Annotated in this window: 25 protein-coding genes and 4 pseudogenes; 3 read left to right on the top strand and 26 right to left on the bottom strand. The window is 30.1% G+C overall.

Translation table 11 applies throughout. From position 1 onward, the window contains the following. Positions 1 to 30 precede the first annotated feature (30 nt). From saoD to saoT, 7 genes are read right to left on the bottom strand one after another with little or no spacing between them, the layout of a single operon-like run. Positions 31 to 363, bottom strand: coding sequence for a DsrE-related protein SaoD (saoD, locus tag ACKTSI_RS00500; protein WP_002840428.1), 333 nt, complete (start codon positions 361 to 363; stop codon positions 31 to 33). Then, positions 360 to 980, bottom strand: coding sequence for a MerB-like organometallic lyase SaoL (saoL, locus tag ACKTSI_RS00495; protein ID WP_374044722.1), 621 nt, complete (start codon positions 978 to 980; stop codon positions 360 to 362). Before saoL ends, saoD begins: the two co-directional genes overlap by 4 nt. Then, positions 980 to 1,768, bottom strand: a complete 789-nt coding sequence (gene saoA, locus ACKTSI_RS00490) for an ABC transporter ATP-binding protein SaoA (RefSeq protein WP_156436002.1) — start codon at positions 1,766 to 1,768, stop codon at positions 980 to 982. The genes saoL and saoA overlap by 1 nt, the downstream gene beginning before the upstream one ends. After that, positions 1,765 to 2,565 (bottom strand): ABC transporter permease subunit SaoP, encoded by an 801-nt coding sequence (saoP, locus tag ACKTSI_RS00485; RefSeq protein ID WP_369817074.1) that lies wholly within the window; start codon positions 2,563 to 2,565, stop codon positions 1,765 to 1,767. Before saoP ends, saoA begins: the two co-directional genes overlap by 4 nt. Next, entirely contained in the window at positions 2,526 to 3,065 is a 540-nt protein-coding gene (locus tag ACKTSI_RS00480; RefSeq protein ID WP_201275742.1) for a hypothetical protein, read from the bottom strand. Before ACKTSI_RS00480 ends, saoP begins: the two co-directional genes overlap by 40 nt. A 21-nt stretch (positions 3,066 to 3,086) precedes the next feature. Further along, positions 3,087 to 3,302, bottom strand: coding sequence for a hypothetical protein (locus tag ACKTSI_RS00475; protein ID WP_068474711.1), 216 nt, complete (start codon positions 3,300 to 3,302; stop codon positions 3,087 to 3,089). Next, positions 3,295 to 3,558: a thioredoxin-like (seleno)protein SaoT gene (gene saoT / locus ACKTSI_RS00470; RefSeq protein ID WP_308577102.1), complete on the bottom strand. Its 264-nt coding sequence runs from the start codon at positions 3,556 to 3,558 to the stop codon at positions 3,295 to 3,297. The genes ACKTSI_RS00475 and saoT overlap by 8 nt, the downstream gene beginning before the upstream one ends. 549 nt (positions 3,559 to 4,107) lie before the next feature. Between saoT and ACKTSI_RS00465 the strand changes: the two are divergent. Both ACKTSI_RS00465 and ACKTSI_RS00460 read left to right on the top strand, forming a co-directional pair. Then, positions 4,108 to 5,273: pseudogene (locus tag ACKTSI_RS00465) on the top strand (relaxase/mobilization nuclease domain-containing protein); the annotation flags it as partial. A 329-nt stretch (positions 5,274 to 5,602) separates the two neighbouring features. Beyond that, positions 5,603 to 6,679 (top strand): DNA adenine methylase, encoded by a 1,077-nt coding sequence (locus tag ACKTSI_RS00460; RefSeq protein ID WP_407862861.1) that lies wholly within the window; start codon positions 5,603 to 5,605, stop codon positions 6,677 to 6,679. A gap of 104 nt (positions 6,680 to 6,783) precedes the next feature. Here ACKTSI_RS00460 and ACKTSI_RS00455 read toward each other — a convergent pair whose 3' ends face one another. From ACKTSI_RS00455 to ACKTSI_RS00370, 18 genes and pseudogenes are all read right to left on the bottom strand, one after another. After that, the gene (locus tag ACKTSI_RS00455; RefSeq protein ID WP_407862860.1) at positions 6,784 to 7,515 is read right to left on the bottom strand and encodes a DNA-methyltransferase; all 732 of its coding nucleotides are present in this window, start codon (positions 7,513 to 7,515) and stop codon (positions 6,784 to 6,786) included. Beyond that, positions 7,512 to 8,633, bottom strand: a complete 1,122-nt coding sequence (locus ACKTSI_RS00450) for a hypothetical protein (protein WP_407862859.1) — start codon at positions 8,631 to 8,633, stop codon at positions 7,512 to 7,514. The genes ACKTSI_RS00455 and ACKTSI_RS00450 overlap by 4 nt, the downstream gene beginning before the upstream one ends. Further along, positions 8,608 to 8,838 carry a helix-turn-helix domain-containing protein gene (locus tag ACKTSI_RS00445; protein WP_407862858.1) on the bottom strand — a complete coding sequence of 77 codons (231 nt, stop codon included), beginning with the start codon at positions 8,836 to 8,838 and terminating at the stop codon, positions 8,608 to 8,610. The genes ACKTSI_RS00450 and ACKTSI_RS00445 overlap by 26 nt, the downstream gene beginning before the upstream one ends. Before the next feature lie 128 nt (positions 8,839 to 8,966). Beyond that, positions 8,967 to 9,185: pseudogene (locus ACKTSI_RS00440) on the bottom strand (hypothetical protein); the annotation flags it as partial. A gap of 54 nt (positions 9,186 to 9,239) precedes the next feature. Beyond that, positions 9,240 to 10,067: a class I SAM-dependent methyltransferase gene (locus ACKTSI_RS00435; protein WP_288980274.1), complete on the bottom strand. Its 828-nt coding sequence runs from the start codon at positions 10,065 to 10,067 to the stop codon at positions 9,240 to 9,242. A gap of 395 nt (positions 10,068 to 10,462) precedes the next feature. Next, a pseudogene (locus ACKTSI_RS00430) lies at positions 10,463 to 10,594 on the bottom strand (single-stranded DNA-binding protein); the annotation flags it as partial. 120 nt (positions 10,595 to 10,714) lie between these two features. Then, positions 10,715 to 10,897, bottom strand: a complete 183-nt coding sequence (locus tag ACKTSI_RS00425) for a type II toxin-antitoxin system RelE/ParE family toxin (protein ID WP_288980214.1) — start codon at positions 10,895 to 10,897, stop codon at positions 10,715 to 10,717. Positions 10,898 to 11,170: 273 nt separating this feature from the next. Beyond that, a complete protein-coding gene (locus tag ACKTSI_RS00420; protein WP_407862857.1) occupies positions 11,171 to 11,548 on the bottom strand; it encodes a transglutaminase-like domain-containing protein in 378 nt (125 codons plus the stop codon). Between the two features lie 30 nt (positions 11,549 to 11,578). Further along, positions 11,579 to 12,208: a GNAT family N-acetyltransferase gene (locus ACKTSI_RS00415; RefSeq protein WP_288980210.1), complete on the bottom strand. Its 630-nt coding sequence runs from the start codon at positions 12,206 to 12,208 to the stop codon at positions 11,579 to 11,581. 17 nt (positions 12,209 to 12,225) lie between these two features. After that, on the bottom strand, positions 12,226 to 12,417 hold the full coding sequence (locus ACKTSI_RS00410; RefSeq protein ID WP_407863115.1) for a helix-turn-helix domain-containing protein: 192 nt from the start codon (positions 12,415 to 12,417) through the stop codon (positions 12,226 to 12,228). Between the two features lie 29 nt (positions 12,418 to 12,446). Further along, positions 12,447 to 13,445, bottom strand: coding sequence for an ORF6N domain-containing protein (locus tag ACKTSI_RS00405; RefSeq protein WP_407862856.1), 999 nt, complete (start codon positions 13,443 to 13,445; stop codon positions 12,447 to 12,449). 70 nt (positions 13,446 to 13,515) lie between these two features. Next, complete coding sequence (locus ACKTSI_RS00400; RefSeq protein ID WP_407862855.1) at positions 13,516 to 13,839, bottom strand: hypothetical protein; 324 nt, start codon at positions 13,837 to 13,839, stop codon at positions 13,516 to 13,518. 143 nt (positions 13,840 to 13,982) lie between these two features. Then, a pseudogene (locus ACKTSI_RS00395) lies at positions 13,983 to 14,246 on the bottom strand (replisome organizer); the annotation flags it as partial. A gap of 318 nt (positions 14,247 to 14,564) precedes the next feature. Then, complete coding sequence (locus tag ACKTSI_RS00390; RefSeq protein WP_407862854.1) at positions 14,565 to 15,212, bottom strand: cupin domain-containing protein; 648 nt, start codon at positions 15,210 to 15,212, stop codon at positions 14,565 to 14,567. A gap of 1 nt (position 15,213) precedes the next feature. After that, a complete protein-coding gene (locus ACKTSI_RS00385; protein ID WP_407862853.1) occupies positions 15,214 to 16,017 on the bottom strand; it encodes an ABC transporter ATP-binding protein in 804 nt (267 codons plus the stop codon). After that, the gene (locus ACKTSI_RS00380; protein ID WP_407862852.1) at positions 16,004 to 17,032 is read right to left on the bottom strand and encodes a FecCD family ABC transporter permease; all 1,029 of its coding nucleotides are present in this window, start codon (positions 17,030 to 17,032) and stop codon (positions 16,004 to 16,006) included. Before ACKTSI_RS00380 ends, ACKTSI_RS00385 begins: the two co-directional genes overlap by 14 nt. Next, positions 17,029 to 18,165, bottom strand: a complete 1,137-nt coding sequence (locus tag ACKTSI_RS00375) for an ABC transporter substrate-binding protein (RefSeq protein ID WP_407862851.1) — start codon at positions 18,163 to 18,165, stop codon at positions 17,029 to 17,031. The genes ACKTSI_RS00380 and ACKTSI_RS00375 overlap by 4 nt, the downstream gene beginning before the upstream one ends. Beyond that, on the bottom strand, positions 18,166 to 18,924 hold the full coding sequence (locus tag ACKTSI_RS00370; RefSeq protein ID WP_407862850.1) for a class I SAM-dependent methyltransferase: 759 nt from the start codon (positions 18,922 to 18,924) through the stop codon (positions 18,166 to 18,168). It abuts the gene before it with no gap. A gap of 96 nt (positions 18,925 to 19,020) precedes the next feature. Here ACKTSI_RS00370 and ACKTSI_RS00365 point away from each other — a divergent pair, with 96 nt between their 5' ends. Continuing rightward, positions 19,021 to 19,614 (top strand): Crp/Fnr family transcriptional regulator, encoded by a 594-nt coding sequence (locus ACKTSI_RS00365; RefSeq protein ID WP_201275574.1) that lies wholly within the window; start codon positions 19,021 to 19,023, stop codon positions 19,612 to 19,614. Between the two features lie 454 nt (positions 19,615 to 20,068). Here ACKTSI_RS00365 and ACKTSI_RS00360 read toward each other — a convergent pair whose 3' ends face one another. Beyond that, positions 20,069 to 21,184 carry an ATP-NAD kinase family protein gene (locus ACKTSI_RS00360; protein ID WP_201275748.1) on the bottom strand — a complete coding sequence of 372 codons (1,116 nt, stop codon included), beginning with the start codon at positions 21,182 to 21,184 and terminating at the stop codon, positions 20,069 to 20,071. Positions 21,185 to 21,889: the final 705 nt, after the last annotated feature.

The raw sequence follows: 21,889 nt of genomic DNA, 5'->3' as shown, positions 1-21,889 counted from the left end.
CGTACCACCGGTTTTAATTCTGTCAAGCTCTTATATAGTTATAACTTGATCTAAATTTGCATCCTTCAAAAGTCCATATAACATAGGGAAACAACCTATATGTGCTCCTTTGATTAGCTTGTCTTCAATTTCTCTTTCATAGACACATTGATCACATGCTAATACTACCATGTCCTTCTCATCAATTAACTTTTGAATTCTTTCTCCCAAGTCGGTGTTGTCTAACAACATAAATGTATTGTCAAAAACAAAGAACATTCCTACGACTTCTGCAACATGTTCTCCAGCTTCCATTTGAGGAATAATCATATCCCTTAAAATCTTTCTGGAATTGCTTGAACTAACAACATAAGCTACTCTCATTTCAATACCTCACTATAAAATATTTTTTTGCCTACTTTAAAAGCCTCATCTAGACTTAATCCATAGGTTATTTCATTGTCTAATTCATTGTCTACAAAGTAACCCTTCATCTTTTTTTCATCCAGAAAAAAGTTCATTACGTTTCAGCAAGATGCTGACCAATCATCAAACTTGTTTAAATCCACATGGATACAATGAATATCTGGACTGCTTTTATAAACAATCTTCCCATTTTTTACCACTACTTTAATCGGTTCTCCACTGGTGGAACATACGGAATCAATTTCCAAGTCCTGCCAGAATGTAAAATAGGATCCAAGGGAGTCTATGGCACACATTGAGTAGTACTCTCTTCCATCTTTCAATGTAATGTGATGTGATGTTAGGAGCCCTGAAACTGGATATGCAAATTGTATCTCTTTGTCTTCCTCGTCTAATATTAGCTTCCTCTTTTTTATCAAACTGTCCAGCGTTTTAAACTTTGAACATTTTGAAATCGGAAGTGTTCCTCCTTCATCCACCATAAGATTTAAAACACCAATTCTGTCTTTGCGTTCTTCAGGTGTTAAAATATCTTCATTACATTCAACGTCTTTTATATCAATAGATGTTTTCATTATTTATTTTCAAAATTCACCTCCGTTTCTTTCTTTTTTCTACTACCTGCTTCAATAAATTTATTAGATAAAAGCCCTACATATTCTTTGAATTTTTCATCCTCTGGATTTCTCGGGCTATCTAACTCTATTTTTTCATTAAGAATAATCTCTCCATGGTTTGTAGACATTAAAATTACTCTATCAGATAAATAAATCGCTTCACTTACATCATGAGTTACTATTATAACAGTAAGATTTTCTTTTCTAAATATATCAAGCAACTCATTTTGTAGGCTTTGTCTCATTTCAATGTCCAGAGCTCCTAGAGGCTCGTCCATTAAAAGTATTTCCGGTCTAACTGCCAAAGCTCTTACTAAAGCAGTTCTCTGCTTCATACCTCCAGACATTTGATGAGGGTAAAGATTTTTATACTCTTTAAGTCTAGAGATTTCCAGTAGGTAATCCAGTCTTTTTCTCTGTTCTTCTACACTCATCTTCGCCTGTTTCATTGGGAAGAGAATATTTTTTTCAACGGTCTTCCAAGGATATAGTGCATAATTTTGAAACATAAATGCCTTGTCTGGACCAGCTTTTGTAACCGGTTCTCCATTTAAGAGGATAACCCCGCTGTCTTGCTTTTTAAAACCCGCAATTGTGGTTAACATTGTTGTCTTACCACATCCTGAAGGGCCAAGTAATGTTACTATTTCTCCCTCTTTAACATTAAAACTTATATTGTCTAAAACTATTCTTGTTCCTTGATCTTCTTCAAATCCCTTACATATGTTTTTTACTTCTAGTTTCAACTTATGTACCTCCATGCGGTAAGTTTTTTATTTAATAAAAGTAAAAACCTATCCAAAATAAATCCAATTAATGCTGATAACATCATAAGCGCCAATAACCTATTGGTCTGCATCATTGACTGTGCTTGCATCATTTCATAACCGATACCTGCACTTGTCGCGATGAACTCAGCTCAGATAACGGACATCCAGCCAGCGCCTATGGCAAGTCTTGCTCCTACTAGAATATGAGGCGTGGACGCTGGAACAACTACATTTATAAATGTACTTCCCTTTGAAGCACCCATACTCTTTGCCGCATTATAATAATCCTTATCTATTGATGCAACTCCTGAAGATGTATTCATAATAACTTGAAACACCCCATTAAGTGCAATCATAAATAGTGTTGGGCCCTCTCCAATTCCTAACCAAATAATTGAAAGCGGAACCCACGCCATCATGGGTATTTGCCTTAGAGAGTTTACAACTCCACCCAAGATTCCTTCAAATATTTTTGATAGGCCCATGGCCATTCCTATTGGAACTCCTACAAGAACTGCTATAAGCCATCCTTTAACTACCCTTGACATTGTTATTCCTATATTTGTCATAACTTGTGAATTTGTAATGTTAGAGTAAAATTCTGTAAAGGTAGATTTTGGTGTTGGCAATAACAGTGGTATGCCTACTTTGGTTGAGGCAATTTGCCAAACTATAAGTAACAGAATTACAAAGCCAAATGTATATAATTTTTGTTTAAAATCATCTGACTTCATCATTTTTTTAAATCTATTTCCTTTAATTTTACCTTCCATATTTCATCCCTCCTTTCATCTTTCCCAAACTTAAACTCAAAATAATCTGGATTTGGATTTTTATTATATTCTAAAACCATTTTATTATAAGCTTTTAAAAACTTTTCAAATTTTTTATCCTTAAGAATTTTTCTATTTGCTATTATTACATTTGAACCATAATCACTGTCCGATACATTTTCAATTTTACCTTCCAAATAGGAATTAATCAGTGCAATATCAATTACATATCCATCTATTTGACCACTTTCATAGGCGTAACCAAAACTATGTGGACTCATATATTCAATTTCTGCATCAGCATATTTTTCTTTAATAAAATCTGAAAGATAATTTTTATTGCTCGTCAGTCCTATTTTTTTTAAGTTGTTATCTTTTTTAATTAACACATCTGTATTTTCAGTTACGGTTCCAAGCAAAACAAAATCATCGCTAGCTTCTATGAATTTATCTGCAGCGTCAGTACATATTATCGCCACATCATAAACATTTGATTTCAATGACCATTGAGCTGTTGGTGCTCAGCAGTCCTTTAAGTAGTACGGCTCAATTTCAAAATCAAATCTGTTTTGACTTATAACTTTTTTTAAAATTGATCCTGCCATATCATCTCCAGCGCCAATCCTTAAAGTTCCCGTCTCTTCTCTCTTAGGAAAAATAAATATTAGAGCTACAATTCCGACTATTGAAATGATTAATAAAAAATTAATTAAAAATCCACTATTTTTTTTATTCATTTAAATCATCAACCGCCTGAGCAATCTCTTTTCTTATGTTCTTTACACTCAATCTAGTTACTTTCTTTTTTTCGTTAATAATCATGGTTCCTTGAAATACCATTCCATATTTTTTTAAAGCCTCTATGTCCTTGCCTTGACTATAAAGTTTTACTTCAACTTTATCCCCAAATTCTTTTGCCACATCCTTGACGTTTCTCCCTATGGAGTCGCAACTTGGTCAAGTATTAATAAATTCAACAAGTACCTTATTCAATTACTCACTCCTTCTAATAACAATAATTTTCTATTTAACAAATATACCATTAAAAATAAGAAAAATCAATATAAAAATAACTTTAATTTGTAGGTCAACAATATATGTGAAAAATAGAATATCCTGTATAATTAAAACAGCAAATAAATTAACTAGAAAGGAACTCTCTTTTGAAGATATTACAGAATATAATATAAATAAGGAAGTAAAATATTATACCGAAAAATCTACTCAGTTTGCTATTGAATGCATAATTGAAATATAAACTGATTATGATGATATAAAACATATTTATAGTCATTGGTTTTCAAAGTCAGCTCTTATTGAAAAAAAATAAATCTATTAATAAAAAACTTAAAAAAAGGCAATATATTATATTTTAAATCCAGATAAAACAAACAATAAATTTTTATCATCGACTTTTATGTGTAGTAAAGATTTTGAAAGTTAAGAAATGTTACAAACAATAAATTTTTATCATCGACTTTTATGTATAGTAAAGATTTTGAAAGTTAAGAAATGTTACAAACAATAAAAGAATCTAACTCAAAAGCAACAGTTTTAGCTAGGCATTTAATTAAGTCTTTTGCTCCAGGAGAGGTTAATCCTATAAAAGCTCACAAAATAGGAATGGAATTATGTAAGAAAATTTTAAAAGAAGATTATGAGTTTGTACTTGCAACTCATATCGATAGAGGGCATATTCATAATCATATAATTTTTAATAATGTTAATTACAAGACTGGTAAATGCTACCAATCTAACAAAAAACTTACCATAAAATCAGGTATCAAAGTGACGAATTATGTAAAGAAAATAAGCTTTCAGTCATTGATGAATATTATGAAGCCTACAAAAGAAAATATAAAACTGCTGGTAAATCTTGGTACGAATATTACCAAAACAAGAAAGGAAATTCTTGGAAGTTTAAACTGCATTTTGACATAGATAGAACGGTTAATAATTCTAACTCTTGGGAAGAATTTTTAGAAAATATGAAATCTCTTGATTATGAAATTAAGTTTGGTAAACACATTGCTTTTCGCCATAAAGATAAGCAAAGATTTACAAGAGAAAAGACTATCGGATAAGATTATACTGAGGAAAAAATCAAAGAAAGAATAGATTTAGCTATCAAAAATAAAGCTAATCCTACTAAAAAGCGAGTAGGAAATGTTATTGATATATCTACTAATAAAAAAGCTCAATCCTCAAAAGGTTATGAAGTTTGGGCAAGAAAACACAATATTAAAACAATGGCTGATTCAATAATTAAATTAAGAGAACAAGGAATTAATTCAATTACTCAACTAGATGACCTGATCAAAAAATCTGCTGATAATAGACAAGACTTGTTAGACAAAATAAAGAAAATTGAAACTGAAATAAAGAGTTTGTCTCAAGATATGGAAAATATAAATACTATAAATAAGTATCGTGAAATCTATAAATACCACAAGAAAAATTCTGAAGATAAGCAATTTGCAGAAGAATATTATAGTGAACTTTCCGTCTATAAAATAGCTGTTAAAGAAATTTTAGAAAACTATAAAAAACTACCGAATACAAAAGAAATACTATCCAAACTAGATAAACTACAAGAAAAAAAGAACACACTTATGCAAGAGTATTCTTTAAATAAAGAGCGATTTTCCGACCTTTTTCAGTATAGGAAAAACTATGAAAATTACTATGGAAAGGAAGTTGAGAGATAATATATAATTTTTATTATAATAATAGATAATTTAATATTTATTCTATACTATATTTGAAATTGTCTAACTATAATATTACTAATATTTTGTAAAATTTAATAAGTAACATTAAATATATGTTAAATTAAAGATTTCTATTAATTGTTTATTATGCCATCATTTTATTTTGATTATTTTAACAACTATAATAATTTACAACAAAATTTTTTGAGTAATAAATTTTCACAAAAATAATTACTAAATTTATACGATTATTGCATAATATTAATACGTTGACTTTAAGTAACATTTGTGCTATATTATATTGTGTATTAAGGAGGAATTTTATTTTGAAACCAATAATAAAATGGCCAGGCGGCAAATCTAGAGAATTTGATAAAATTAAGGATTTAATTCCACAATATTCAAGATACATTGAGCCTTTCTTTGGTGGCGGAGCAGTTTTTTTTGAATTAATGCCTTCTAAAGCAAAAATCAATGATATTTCTTCTTCTTTGATGTGTTTCTATGAGCTTGTTAGAAACCAAAATGAAGAATTTAAAAATATATTATTAGAATACGATGATTCTTTTATAGCTCTAATTAATACATGCGATTTATATAGCGATAAAATTCTTGAAGCTTATTTAGATGATGATAATAATAAATCAATTGATATTGTTAGATTTATATTATCGGAGACAAAAGTATCAAAGGATTTTGTTTTAGATTTAGAATCATATACAAAAACAATAATATCAAGTGTATTAGATAAATTTAAAAGGACTAAACAAAATAATTTAAAAAGAAAATTTAGTGATAAAGATTTATTAGAAAATTTAATAACAGGCTTCACAAGTGGATTTTATTTACATTTTAGGAATATATATAATGATATAAACCTAAATAGATTAGACACCTCTAAAGAATTTGAAATTGCAAACTTCTACTTCATCAGAGAATACTGTTATGGTTCAATGTTTAGATACAATAAAAAAGGTGAGTTTAATATACCGTACGGCGGTATGAGTTATAATAGAAAACAATTTACAAAAAAAATTGTTTCTCTTTTTAATGTAGAAACTAAAAATGTATTTAAAAACACTGAAATATACAATTTAGATTTTGAAATTTTCTTAGATAAAATAAAACTATCAAATGATGATTTTATTTTTTTAGATCCTCCGTATGATACTGACTTTTCTGATTATGAAGGTAAATCTTTTGATTTATACGACCAGGTAAGATTATGTAATTATTTAAAAAAAGTTCCATCTAAATTTATCTTGATAATTAAAAACACAGACTTTATATATAATTTATATAAATCTGATTTTAACATTCTATCTTTTGAAAAAAATTATACCTATAATGTTAGGAGCAGAAACGAAAGAAGCGTAACTCATTTAATCATTAAAAACTTCTAATTATAATAATGTTCTTTGATTTTTTAAATAGAGTACCTCTGATTTAAAATGCAGTAAATTAAGCAAGAGGTACTCTATTATTATATAAATTTTTTACATGATATCTATAAGTTCCTATTCACATATTCTAATTTTTTTATATGTTCCTTAATTCTTTTTTCTGCTGCATAAAAAAAATCTTTATCTATTTCTACTCCTATAAACTTCCTGTTTGTCTCTATTGCGGCGACACATGTTGTTCCTACTCCCATAAAAGGATCATAAACAATATCGCCTTCATTACTTCCAATAGTCATTAAGTGTTTAATTAATTTTAATGGTTTTTGAGCAGGATGCTTTGGGTTTTTAAGTCTTTCTTGCCCCATACATATAGGACTTTCAAAAAAATTGTGCATATCTTTTTGACTTGTAAAGTTCCACTTATGCCCTTTATTCCACAAACAAATAATCATCTCACAGCTGTTTAAAAATCCATTTTTATATATTTTGGGCATTGGATTTGTTTTGTGCCAAATAAAATATTGAAATGTACCAAATTCTTTATCAAATGCTTCATGCCATTTACCAATTAAATTATAGCTAGTAAATATAAAGATATTCCCCTCTGGTTTAAGCACTCTTTTGAATTCATCTACAAATTCAAATGGATTAATTTCATTATAGTCCCATGCACCCAAATCATTATTCACCTCTGATCTGTTCGGCAATTTAATGTTTCCTCTTGAATACTGTGCTATATTGTATGGAGGATCTGTTAAGATTAAATCAATTGAATGATTTGGTAGATTACGTATTTGATTTAAACAATCATCATTAAATATTATACCATATCTCATTCCAGAGCACTCCTAATCATAGACTTGATTCTTTCATTTAAATCTATTTCTTCTAAAGCAATTTTATAAAGTTCTGTAAATCTTTCATAGCTAATTTCTCTAGGCAAGATTTTATTCCATAAATCTTTTCCTATCAAAAACATTTCTGGATATGCCATATGTTTCTTTACAGCTCCTGTCCATGTATTACCTTCTCCATCTTTATTATAAAGTGTTGCAAAATATACTTTTGCATTTTCTACATTCACGCCTGCATAAATTGAAAGTAATTTCTCTATATTTGACGGTGCATTAGAACTATCCAAATCTCCTCCAGCTTTTAACTCTAAAATATTCCAATTTTCACCATCAAAAAAAGCTAAGTCTACAGGTTTGATTTTTAGTGCATCTATCTTATACTCTTGTCCTATTGGTATTAATTCTTTAATGCTTTCTTGAGTAACTCCACTTTCTTTCCTATTTTTCCCTCTTCCACTTGCGACGTTACTAGCTCTAAATTTTGCAATCTCTCCTTTTAAAGCTCCATGGTCTAAATCTATATCAGTTACAATAATCTGACCATTTACAACTTCTGCTTGAATATCGTGTTCTAGACCTCTAGGGTTAATAATTGAAGGTACATTTTCTTCTCCATACCTTACTCTTGCTACCCTCTCTGCTACTCTCTCTATTGCAAAACCACTTTTTGATTCAAAGCTACTTACAAACACCATAGTGGCAGTAACAAGCTCATCAAGTTGTGATAGTAAAAAATTGTACCTTTTCTTATTATAATTAACAACAAAATCATCCTCTATAGTATCGATTAGTCTTGAAAATTCAGCAAAGACTATGTCTTTAACAATTATTTCCATTTCGTTTAAATTTTCTGTTTTATCAGATACATTTAAATTATCATCATCAACTATGTCCAGATTTTCAATTTCTTGTTCATCGAAGTCGTTATCTACTAATGTCTCTTTTTCTTTATTTTTTTCATAGCTTTTTCTAGTAACTTCATTTTGTTTAATTATCTTAATTTCATCATTTGCGTCATTTATATATATTTTATCTTCTTTTTCTAAATTTCTAACTTCATAGTTTTTATCTAATTTATAATCTTTTTTGTTTTTTCTCATTTTCTACTCCTTCAAATAATTCCGATATAGACATGTCAAAACCATCTGCAATTTTTTCAATATTTCTTAAGGAAATATTCCTGTTACCTGCTTCAACTGAAGCTAAATAAGTTCTATCCATATTGATTTTTAGTGCAAATTTTTCTTGACTTAGACCTATATTTTTTCTTAAATCTTTTACTCTTTCCCCAAATGCCTCTAACAAATAGATCACCACCTTTTTACAATTATTTCAATAATATCCTATATTCTATGTGGCGTATTAGTCAACGGTATATAAGTAACAATTTGGTTTCTTTAAAAAAATAAAGGCAGTCCGAGGACTGCCGATATTTATCTCTCTGTACCTTTGCTATGTTCTTTTTTCTTTGACTTAGCTTTGTCATCTGCCTTAAAGCTTTTTATTTGCCCTAATATGGATTTTTTATCCTTATCTTGACTCTTTTTTAAGAGCTTAGAAGACAAAATACGGACATTTTTATATTCCTTTCCGTTGTTGTCAATTTTTGTTTTTACTTGACCAAATATTTTAACAAAATCTCCTATCCTCAATATAAAGAAGTTAACAAGATATTTGCTTGTTTCGGTTTAATTGCAATATCCTACCTATTTTCTACCAATGAACAACATTGAACCTGCAAGGCTTAAAAACTTAGCTTCTCTATGTCCGACAAACATTCCGTTTGTCGTGTCTATTAGTTTTATATCTTTGTATCCTTCTTTTTTAAGTTCTTCGATAAATTTATCCATATCTCCATATCTTGACTTACTCATCAAGTCATGAATAACAAAAACGCCACCTTTTTTAAGTACGCGAAAAGTTTCTAGTAAAAGTTTTTGTTTGTTTTTCCCTGTAATATTGTGATAAACGTAGTTGCTTGTAACAACATCAAAACTTTCATCTTCAAAAGGAAGCTTGAGCGCATTTCCAACTTCAAATCTCGCGTTTGAAACACCTTCCGCCTTTGCGTTGTCTTCACAAATCTTTTTAGAAAACTCCCCTTTATATGATCCGCTCCAAATATCGCAACCCACCATGGTCGCTTTTGGATTTCTTTTTGCACATGCTATGGTGAGTGCACCGCTACCACATCCTACATCAAGTCCAACTCCACCGTTCGGTATCTCAACATATTCTGCGACTCCTTCTGTAATAGTTTTGGCGAGTTTCCTCTTGCCCCTATAGTCGAAGGCTCGATACATAAAGGAAAGCATAATTGAGAAAAATAGAAATATTAAGACTCCAATTCCTAAAATAATTTCACAGATAATCCTAGCAGTTCCGCTAAGAACAAGGTCTGTCCCCGCAAAAATTATAAAAAGAATAAAAGTAATTACGGTTCCTACGATAAAATTTCTAAGTAAACTTACAGGAACCCAGTTTCTATAATCAGGCTTTGTTTTCTTGTTATCAATAAAATTTAATTGTTTCATAAACATTTCTCCTTTAAATAATAAATTTTATAAAATTCCCCTTTATCAACTAAAATAATGATTCTAACCCTTTACTTTATAATCTTATAAATTCATATTAGTATGGTTTATCAATAAAGATAAGTAGTAAATAAAGTATATTATGTTAAGCCAACCTCCACGAATAATCATATGTAGTCCTTTTGGCAATCTACCAGCAAGAGGAGTAAAAACTAAAAGAAATATGGGTGTAAATAAGGCCTGCCTCCTTTTTTATGTTAAGCAATATTAATTATCAACTCAATTATAGCATATAATACAGATTCCTTTCAATCACACGATTTACTGCGTTAAAACGAGCAAAAAAATAATCTTCCAGTCCTAAGGCGGGTTTAACAGACTCTATTTTAAAATACACAGTTGATATACTCTCTACCTTTTCCATATCCTTTCGAAAGAGCAAAATTTACAACTTGAACCTCTTCATCACTTCTTGTAAAAGTTCCAAAAGTAGATTCTTTTAACAGGTTGGCGTTAATATTAATCATTTATTTATCCATGTTTTCATTCCTTTTGTCAATAAAAAAAGAGAAGTATCAGCATTTCTACCTTTACTTCTCTAATACATATTATTAAATTTCCCAAACATCATCTGGAATTTTAAATCCTTATTCAAAAGTTATATTTTCTTTTAACCGATTTTCAATATCTCTTTTGCCATAGATAATATGATATATTTTCACAAGTTTCTTTTCTTCATCCGGTATATAAAACACTAAATAATTATCTACCGTCAAAAATCTAAGTCCTAATGATTTCCAATCGTTATGCTCACATAAACGACACCTCATTGGCATTTCATCAAGAGTTTTAATTGCTGATAATATTCGGTTTGATTGTTTTTCAATAATTCATCAGGAGAATCATATACGCCAAAATCCTGCTTAATTCCCTCGCTTTGTATATATGTGTTGTTTCTATCAAAATCAATGATAGGATGCTGAAAGTCTTTTACCGCCACCCCGTAACCGCAAAACACACCTGTGCAGTTTGCAAATTTTTTCTGCAAATTAGATAGGTATTTTTGATCCAGTATAAACGCCTCTAATTCGTACCATTTATCTTCAAAAAAACACTTCAACCCAACTGTGTAATATATTTCGAGGGGCGTTTTTGTAGATGAAACCACTCATTGCACCTTTTTGCAGTTGTTTATCTATCGTAAATCCATGCACCCGGCAAGGAATTTCGCAGGCACGGAGCAATGCCATGAAAAGAGTTCCTTTTGTGTTGCACTGACCATAGCCGTCTTTAAGAACTTTGGATGCAGGTATATTGTCATCAGCATTGTATCCAAATTCAACATCGTCTCTTACAAAGTTATAAATAGATCTAAGGCGGTCAAATTTATCTTGTTCTTTCCAACGCTTTACCTCTATTAGTTTTTGAATACTCGGATCTGAAAAATCCAGCATTGGTGATTCTTTTAAGTATCGATTCATTTTTCTGCTCCTTAGCAAATTCTTAATTCATTATCTTATTTCACTCGATTCATATATCAAATCATACATATGAAAATCATCCCCACAATTACGCATTCTGTCTAATTTCATTTCAAAATGTTGGTATTTTAGATTTTTATCCATATCATCTGTGTCAAGTATAACCGGCACATTTTTTTCTTTAGCAAGTGCATAAACAAAAGACATCATTTTTCTCATATATCCCTGCCCCTGAAATTCCGATCTAACCGCTAATACTTCTATTTTTACAAATTTTCGCTTTGCTTTACGCATTCTATATTCGATAGTACCACCATCAGAAAAACATGCGTATATGAAGGATTTCATGTTTCTCCATCCACCAAGAGCTTTTTTTTCAGCCAATATCATCTTAATGCCATCGCAAAAACTAATTCTTCCGACACCTTCTCCTGATAATATAAGATAGCCCTCTCTATTTTTTGATGTGGTATAAAGCAATCCACTATTGTATGATGCCTGAACAATTGCATTAATATATGTGAACATATCATCTCGATTCGGGATATATTTGAGCAATCCCTTATCATTGATGCTATACTTATAATCAATAAATGCATTTGCAATATGTGTTGATATGATTTCAATTTCTTTTTTTGATAATTTATCTAACTTTTGCACTAATAATCATCTCCTTCTTATTCCTCATATTCATCATCAAAAGAGAATACATCGTTGAGTGTACAGTCAAGTGCTTTACATATTCTCTCCAAATTTTTAAGTGTTATAGGCTTATTCTTCCCCATACCTGCCATAACATTAGTTGTAAGCTCTGCCATAGCTATAACATCTGTTTTCTTTCTACCGCCTTTCGCAAGTCTTATAGCTATTCATTGAATAACGCTTTACCATTTACATATTAAAGTTTCAAATTCTTATTGTTCAGCATTCCGCCAAACATTGTATGATACATATCCTTGGAAGATTCCTCTATCTTTGTAATACTTGATATTTTATTTCCTGCATCTTTTGATGAAGCTCCGCAAAGATAAAAGGCTTCATTTTCTGTTCCATAGTCAATGGCAATATATCTATCGTGATACTTTTTACCTGCGACTTTCAGCTTAAGATTGATATTAGGGTAATCTTTTCTAAAATCGTTAAGGATATTTTTTGTAAGCATATCCTTGTTCTTCACATTGTCGCTAAAAACTATAATTTCAACATTGTCTTTTGTGGCTCTAAGAAGTTCTAATGTTTTTAGACCGATATAGTTATCTATCACATAAATACTTTTCTTTGCAGACTTATATATTTTGGTATAGGCAACATCTGCTTCAATCTTATCTCCGTTCATTAAAAGGAAATGCTTGTAAGTGTCTGGATCTATAAAATTATCCATCACCTTTTTCAAATCTTCTTTTGTAGCCATTTGCGACTTTATTTCAGCTATATCCTTTGTATTTTGATTTGTCTGTACTGCTATTTGAACTAATTCTTTTGAACCGATAAAATCTTGGTTTTCAACTATAAAATCTTTCATCTGCTTAAACATTCGTATTAAAGCCTTGCTTTGCTTGACAGCAAGTTCTCCTCTTAATACAGTCATCAGCATATAAATACCTTGTTCTGTAAAGGCATAAGGCATATATCTTCTACCGCCTGAACCTTCATCTGATTTTGAGGTCAAAAATTTTGACCTCAAAAATTCCCATTCATTTTTGGTAAGTTGAAATCTAAAATCTTCATCAAATTTTTCTATGTTATTCTTAACTTGCTGATTAAATGTTTTTGTTTCATACCCATATATTTCAGCAAGTTCAAAGTCAAGCATAACCTTTTGACCTCGTATATAGTAAATCTTGCTTTTCATTGTAGTTTCATCTATCACTACAATTTCTTTATTTTCTTCTGCCATGAATGCACCTCCAACATTATCTAAATTCTTTTCCAATTCGCCACGCACTGAGTAGCTTTTTGAATAAGTCTTATATTTTTTTGTATTTTTCCACTCCGCCTTCAGCTTTTCCGATGTGTTCCACATTTTTTACAAGTCTCTTATTTACATTTTCATAAAACCATCTACCAATCAATGCTGGAGGTGTTGCGATTAACTCTCTCAAAACAAATTCTTTGCCTTTCGGTAAAGATCTAATTTTGTTTAATAAGGTAGTATATAGGTCGGCATAGCTTGTATTTTCTTGTAAACTGCTACACTTACAATATTCAGTAACGCTTGGGAAACCTCCCTCTATTGCTTTTTTAGTTAAAATTTCAAGTTCTTCATCGGTTACAGTAAATTGAATTCGCATTTATATATCCTCTCCTTATAACTAAGTTTATTACCATGTCATTGTCATTTTATCATAAATACGATATTTTTTCCATACTGCAATTTTAAGCCCTATTTTATCATTAAATCTCTAAAACACCTTTCCACCGTCTTATACGAGGTCTACAAGTGTTCACCCTTGTCATAATCTTCAAAGGTATATACTTTTGATTTACTGTTTTCCTTTAATTTCCCTTTGTCCTGTTCATACCAATGAACTAAGGTCGCATAATGGTCTTTGTAGTTTCTTTCTGTGCTTTGCATATAGGTTGACAGCTTCTCTATCATTTCTTCCCTATGACCTTGCATTTTATCCTTTAATTTTCCATATTCTTCATCAGTTAAGGAAACATTTTTGTATTCTCCGTAAAAGATGGGGTGGACTTTTTATCTTTTTCTATCTCTACATCTTTTTTGCAACAGTAATTATTACACACCTTGCCATTAATCTTAAGATATTTTGTTTGTATAGCCCTAAATTAGCACATGTCTATTCCGTTGTCTGCACCATAGCAATAAATATTGTTCTCTTTATTAAAATTAAAAGTGGTACTTGCAAATTGTATTTTCAAATACTTCCAAAATTTGATTTGGAAAAATGGGAGGCTTTATAAAAAAAAGTACCAGAGTGAGCTTTAATGCTAACTCCGGTATCGGTCCAATTTTAGGTTTCAGATTTATGATTGAAAAATCATTCAATCTTTTTTATTTATCTATAGATAAGATTAACATCATCTTAAATTTTGTAATTGCAGTTACGTTGTGGATTACATTTTCCGGAAATACTATTTGTTCTCCTGATTCAATCTCAACTTCTTTATCTCCAACAAGAAGCTTTGCCTTGCCCTCAAGTGCTACGACAAGAGCATCCCCGGGAGCCTTGTGTGGTTTTAGACCCTCACCTGCATCAAAAGCTAGTAGAACAACCTTAAATCCGTCTTTTGATACAAGGTCAATGTTTGCGATTCCTCCATCCACATAATCTAAATAGTCAACTAGTTTAATTTTTTTTCCTTTGTCAATGTTTTTCATTTCTTCCTCCTCTAAGTTAATTGCGATTTCTAAAAATATACTTTTTTCCCTTGTCTCTATGTCAAAAAGTTTATTTTTTTCAAAAAGTATTAGTTCGTTATTTAAAAGTCTTTCATTATTAAATTTAAGCTCGCCTTTTAAAACAAAATATAATCTTTCTTCAGCATAAAATTCAGGGGAAATACCGGTGTTTTGATCAAGACTCATAAGTAAGATGTGAAGATTATATAAATCTACAAGTTTCTTGCTTATAGTTTGATTGTCTTTTATGGGTATGACCTCTTCTAGTGTCAATATTTTTCCCTTACTGATATTTTTCATTTTAATCACCTACTATGCTAATTGGTATTACAGTATTATATTCTTTCTTATCTTTTTTTATTTTTTCAAGTATAACCTCTACGCTAAATGCTTCTTTCATATTTCCCTTACAGATAATATCGGATATTTTGCCTATTTTATGTCTGCCATTGTGCATTAACATCAAACATTTATCTGCTACTTCAAGAGCGTGGGTCGGGTAATGAGTATTTATAATAACACTGATATTGTCTATTTTGGATAGTTTTTTGATTAATGAAATTATTTTTAGCTGATTTTTAAAATCAAGCCCACTTTCCGGCTCATCTAATATGATTAATCTCGGATCTGAAATTAAGGCTCTGGCTATGAGAACCATCTGGAGTTCTCCTCCACTCATCACTGAACATGACTTATCTTTAAGATTTTCTATAGCTAAGCTTTTCATAAGATTTTCTGCCTTTTCATATTCTCTTGCACCCGGTTTTGCAAATGGTCCAATCTTGCTGGAAAGCCCTAACACTACCATATCTATTCCTGAATATTCAAAAGAAAATGACCTTTTTTGTGGAACATATGATATCTTAGACCATAATTCCCTTCTACTATAACTTGAAACATCCTTTTCATCTATAAAACTCTTGCCTAATTTCCATTTTTCAAAATCACATATACATCTTATAAGACTTGTTTTGCCAACTCCATTAGGCCCCAGAATAGATAAAACTTCACCTTGTTCAAGGACGAATGACAAATCTTTAAATAATATTTGATTTTCGTAAAAATAAAATCCTGCATCTTTTAATTCTAACTTAATTGAAACCACCCCCAGTTTTTCTAATTAAACTTATAAAAATTGGAGCTCCAATTATTGCTGTAAGAACTGATATAGGTAATTCTATTACAGAAACGGTTCTTGATAAAGCTTCTATTAGTACCATAAGACTTGCTCCTAAAGATAAACTAATAGGTAGGGTATGAGTGTTGTTTGCTCCCACCATCATCCTTGCCATATGAGGAATTATTAAACCAACCCATCCGACTTGACCACACATTGATATAGATGAGGCTGTAATTAGTGTTGATGCAAATATGAAAATAAGTCTGGTTTTTTTAACATTAACTCCTAAACTTTTTGCTTCATCTTCTGATAAACTCATAATATTTAGCTTAAATATCAAAAGTCTTATTAAAATTATCCCAAAAATTATTAGGGGTGCTGAAAGTATCAAGTTTTTATAAGATGATCTTGCAAAAGAGCCCATAAGCCAATAACTGATGGCTGGCAACTTGTCTGTCGGGTCTGCCGTATATTTTAATAAGGATGCTAAGGCATTTGACAATGACGAAACGACAAGACCTGCTAAAATAAGCATTATTGTCGATGACTTAGTCCTAGTCTTTCCTATATATAGGGTTAATACAACTCCAATTAATCCAAAAACTAAAGCTAAGGCTTGAATGGATAGGTTTGAAAATGATAGGAGTATGCCGATTACGGCTCCAAGACTTGAGGCTGAACTTACGCCTAAAATGTCCGGAGTTGCCAAGGGGTTTGAAAAAACCCCTTGAAAAGAAAGACCGGCTGCGGAAAGACCCGCTCCTACTACTAAACCTGTAATAATTCTTGGTAATCTTACATTTATTATTACTGATTCGAGCATGGGATCAAATTCTCTCCCACCTAGATAAGCGTTGAAAAAATTTACAATTTGTCCAATGCTTAAAGGCATTCTCCCAATAGCAAGTGCAAAAATGCTAATTAATATGGGTAAACTTATGAGAATTATATGTGCGCTTGCTTTTATTTTTTTATCCTTAATAAAGATTCTTTTAATCATATACTAAACATATCCTCAATTTGTTCATCATTTAATTCATAATTATACCATTTTTGATAATATTCTTTAATCATAGACTTAAGGTCATAGTCCTTAAATTCATCTGGATAAGTTGATTTTGCAAGCCAAGCTAGTACAAGCGGACCATCCGGATTTGGTGTAAACCAATTCCACATACCAAGCTTAGTGTTATAAACTTTTTTATCCTTGACTGCTTTCATATTTGAAAAATCAATACCTTCTACTGAATTTGCAAATACATCTTTTGTTGTAATGTCAAGAAGACCTGGACCGTCAAGATACAGTATATCCGGATTCCATTTATAAATTTGTTCTACAGTAACTTTAGCAAAACCTTTTGCTTCGTCAGCCAGATTTTTAACACCTATTCTCTTTAGCCAAAAATCTCCAAACACTCCCTTACCGGCAACCATTGGTACACCTTGAGTATATTTCCATAAAATCATGCCGGTTGGTTTTTTGCTATCATCTATTTTTGCAATTCTTTCTTCAACATCTTTTACAATTTCTTGACCTGCTTTTATAAAGTCATTTGTTTTTCCACTTTCACCAAAAACATCTTCAAGAAGTTTTAACCATTGTGTGTATCTATCTATTGGATCAGCCGGACCATTTGTACCAACAGTAGCAAAGCCTACACATGGTATGCCCGTTTTAGATAAGGCTTCATAATGTCCTTTATTTGATGCGTTGTAGAAAATAACATCCGGTTTAAGTTTCATTATTTCCTCAATATTTATGTCAGATTGAGCTTTAACAGTATTTTGACTATCAAGAAGTTCCGGAGCTATATCCTTTAATACTGTATTTGAAATTACTTGCTTAAGTGAACCGGCATATCCCACTATATTTGGAGCCTTTCCATGATGATAAGCCATGTAAGTTGATAAAATAGGAATCTGATCTATTACTATTCTTTCGATTTTTTCCGGAACTTCTACCTTATTACCTGCATGGTCTGTGATTGTTCTAGTTTTTTTCTTTTTCTCAGTTTGAGTCGCGTTCTTGTTTTCTGATTTTTGTTCAGTTTTCTTATTGCTACAAGCAGTCATACCTGTTGAGGCAAGCAATGTCAAACATAAAATTAATGATATTTTTTTAATAGCTTTCATCTAATCCTCCTTTTTACTTGCTGAAACTATATAAGAATTTTTTGTACCTTTAGATCTCTCTAACATTTTTGTAAATCTATCCCTATTTTCTTCTGAATAAGCTTTTTTATAAAAATTCGCAGCCCCAATCGGTCCCTCATCTTTTATGATTGTATCTCTATCTAAGAGAATCATCTTGCCGGTTCTTTGTGAAAAAGGTCTAAAAGAATTTTCTATAAACAGTTTATTCCAATTTTCTACTGTTAGAGGATACACATCCATGTTTGTAAATTTTGAAAGTTGTCTTCTTATATCTTCACTTTGATTTTCCACTGCTACATCATGAGTTAATAAGTATCCTCCTTTTTTTAAAACCCTGTGATAATTTTTAAGAGCTTTTGCTTTTTCTTCATTTGGAAGCATGGTAAGCATTGCCTCATTAATTATTAAATCAAATGTTTCATCCTCAAACTCCAAATTCAAGGCATTCATATTCATAACTTCAATTTCTTTGTCTAAACCTAAAAGCTTTATATTCTCTAAGGCTTGGTCTATGGCAATTTGGTCGATGTCTATGCCTATTATTTTGCATTTATATTTAGTATAAAGTCTTATGAGATTATCCCCTCTATTGCAAGCAACTTCCAAAATGCGCATATCTTTATCGATTTGAACCTGATCAAGTAACCAATCGGTCATAATACCGCCACCCGGTCTAAGTCTTGTTCTACCAAGCATTTTTAAAAAATCATGTCCAAATATAATTTTGTTTTGTTCCATATCATTTCCTCCTTATTGACAATAATATTCATTACGTATATAATTATAACATAAATACTTATTATTACAGTTGCTAAAGCAACGGGAAGGGCTATTATGGACGAAATTATTTTAAAAAGCGAATTATTTTATGGCTTAGAGGAATCTACTATAGAGCACATACTTTCTTGTATCGACAATAAGATCTTAAATTTTACTAAAGATGAGTATCTATATGATTTTTCAGAAGGTTTTAAGGCCGGTATTGTTTTAAACGGAAGAATTGATTTATTAACAATAGATAATGATAGAGAGATTATAGATAGGATTTATAATATTTCCGATTCTTTTTCTATAAATTTTTCCTCCCTAACTGATAGATTTATGGTTGCAAAAAAAGATTCCAAAGTTTTAGTCCTTGATATTAGCAAAATCTTTGAAAAAAATAAAAAGTCCTGTTCAAGCAGACCGATTTTTATGGAAAATATTATAAAATTGTATAATGAACAAATTTCATACTTAACTTACAAGTTAGATATATATTCTAAACCTAAGATTAGGGAAAAAATTAATAAATATATAGACAGATATGGTAAAGACTCCCTATTTTCTAATAAATTATCCAGAGAGGATTTGGCGAAATTTTTAGCTTGTAATAGACCCGCCCTTTCGAGAGAGTTATCTCTTATGAAAAAAGAGGGATTAATATAAAAGTATTGCTTATAGGACTGACTAAATATAAACAAAAATTACAAAAAATCAGTCCTAAGAAGCTATTGTCTTATTTTAAACCTATGCTATCTTTAGCTCTTCCATAAACAAATCTCAATATTGCATTAGGTTCTTTTGTCCAAGACTTTTACCCTTAAATTTTTATATTCTTTGCTTATTTCTTGTTTATCACGTTTTATCTTCTTTGTTTGAATTAAAAAAAGAAAGTATAGGCTTTAATTTTTCTATACTTCCCTTTGCTTGTTTTTATTTGATTTTCATATAACTAACCAAAAATAAATATTAGTTGTTACATTTAAACACTTCCTGCCCGCCATATTCAAAACCACATTTTATTGCAATTTTTTTGGTAGCAATTTGTCTTTTATCACATTCAATAATCACACTTTTTCCGACAGACTTGGCTTTTTCTAATCCTTAAATTCATCTCTTTTTACTCATTATCAACCAAAATCATTTTTTCTCTTTCGTATCCAATCTTTACTCTGTAATAGCCTTTTAGTTTTTTGTCGATTTCTTCGTCCATTGTGTAGGCTACTAAATGTCCTGAGGTTATACTTTGTAATTTTCCGTTTGTTGCAATGATGATAATATCTTTTTTATCTATCTTTCTTAATACATTTGCACTTAGTTGTTGATTACCACGTCCAAAAACATAGCCTTGTCCACCCATTGGAGTTACAACTAAGATTGCTCTTTCATCTCCGATTGTGTCAAGTATATCTTTTTCGTTACAGTCTTTCTTAACAAGTTTTTTATTTTTTATTATGTCAACACCAAGAACTGTATATGGCAAATTCAATTCCTTCATAATATACATAGGTGTCGTTCCTGATCCGATTATATAAAAAACATCGTCCTTCATATCATCAATTATATCACAGGCGATTGAAACTTGTGCATCATTATCAGATTGTGGCGTTTGTGATTTTTTATTTTGTAAATATCTTTGGTCGAACGGAACTTTTAAATATCCGTAAAGCCTAACCTCTACTCTATCATCTCTAAAAGCATCTTCGTCAATATCAACAACATCTTTTTCTATAACAGGAAGAGGGGCTCCGTTTATAACTTCAAAAAGCAAACTTCCGGCTTGTTCGGGTGTATTTCCATAAACAGGAGAATGTATCTTAACTCCGGCAGGAACTCCAATTACGGCAATCTTATCTTCAATAACAGAGTAAATATCTCTTGCCGTTCCATCTCCTCCAACAAAGAAGATTAATTCAATATCATTTTCTAAAAAATATTTTAAAAGTTCTTTAGAATCTGTAACGGAGGATTTTTCAGATGCGTTATAAACAACTTCATAATTTAGTCCAAGCTCCTCACATTCACTCTCGCCCATAAGCCCACTTGCTGTATATATTTTAAATTTATCTTTAAGTTCAACAACTTTGTTCAATGCTTTTTTTGCTTTTTCCGGCGCCTCTTGAACTGCACCAAGAGAGATTGCTTTTTCCAAAACATCTCTTCCGTCAGTTCCTTTAAGACCAACTCTACCACCCATTCCGGCAATAGGATTTACCAAAAGTCCAATTTTTTTCATAATTTTCTCCTTTAACTTTATTTTTGTTTCTAATGGCTTTATACCCCAAAAACAGCTGTGAAAATATTTTTATCATTTTGATTTTGTTTATTCATATAATTTTTTACAAAAAAATTCCTTTAAATTAAGTATTTACAATTATTTTATCATATTCTAAATATATTTAACAGTTATATTTTATAAAAATTTAATTTTTTTGTATTTTTTTGACCAACGTTTTTATAATTTTGAAAAATGCAAAAAAATTTTTATTAAGAAAAAAGTATTTTCTATACAAAATTTATATAGATTGACAATTAGTCATTATTTTTAAGTAATTTCAATGTTTATAACATATTTTTTGTAAAATTAAAAAATCTTTATAAAAAAATCAATATTTTTTATTTTTTTTGTAAAATATTTTTTAAAAATTAATATTTTTTATTTTTTTATTAGTAGTTATATTACTTATTGTCAATTATATCCATATAATTAAAGTACTTTAAAAATTTTTAAAAAAAGTATTTTAAATTTTAATTAATTAATAAATTTTTGGGGTATATTTTTTATATATTATAAATCTATAAGTTAAAATTAAAACGTTTTTATTTTAAAAAATTTGTTTTTTGTTAATTTCATTAAAATAAATTTTAGTTTAATAAAATACTTTTTATAATTTTGTAAAAAGACTATTGTAATTTTTATTTTTTTATAATATAATTACAT

This window comes from Parvimonas parva (genome assembly GCF_045866535.1).
Classification (GTDB): domain Bacteria; phylum Bacillota; class Clostridia; order Tissierellales; family Peptoniphilaceae; genus Parvimonas; species Parvimonas parva.
Note: the sequence above shows the minus strand (reverse complement) of the source record. Positions and strands in the feature narration are given on the sequence as shown.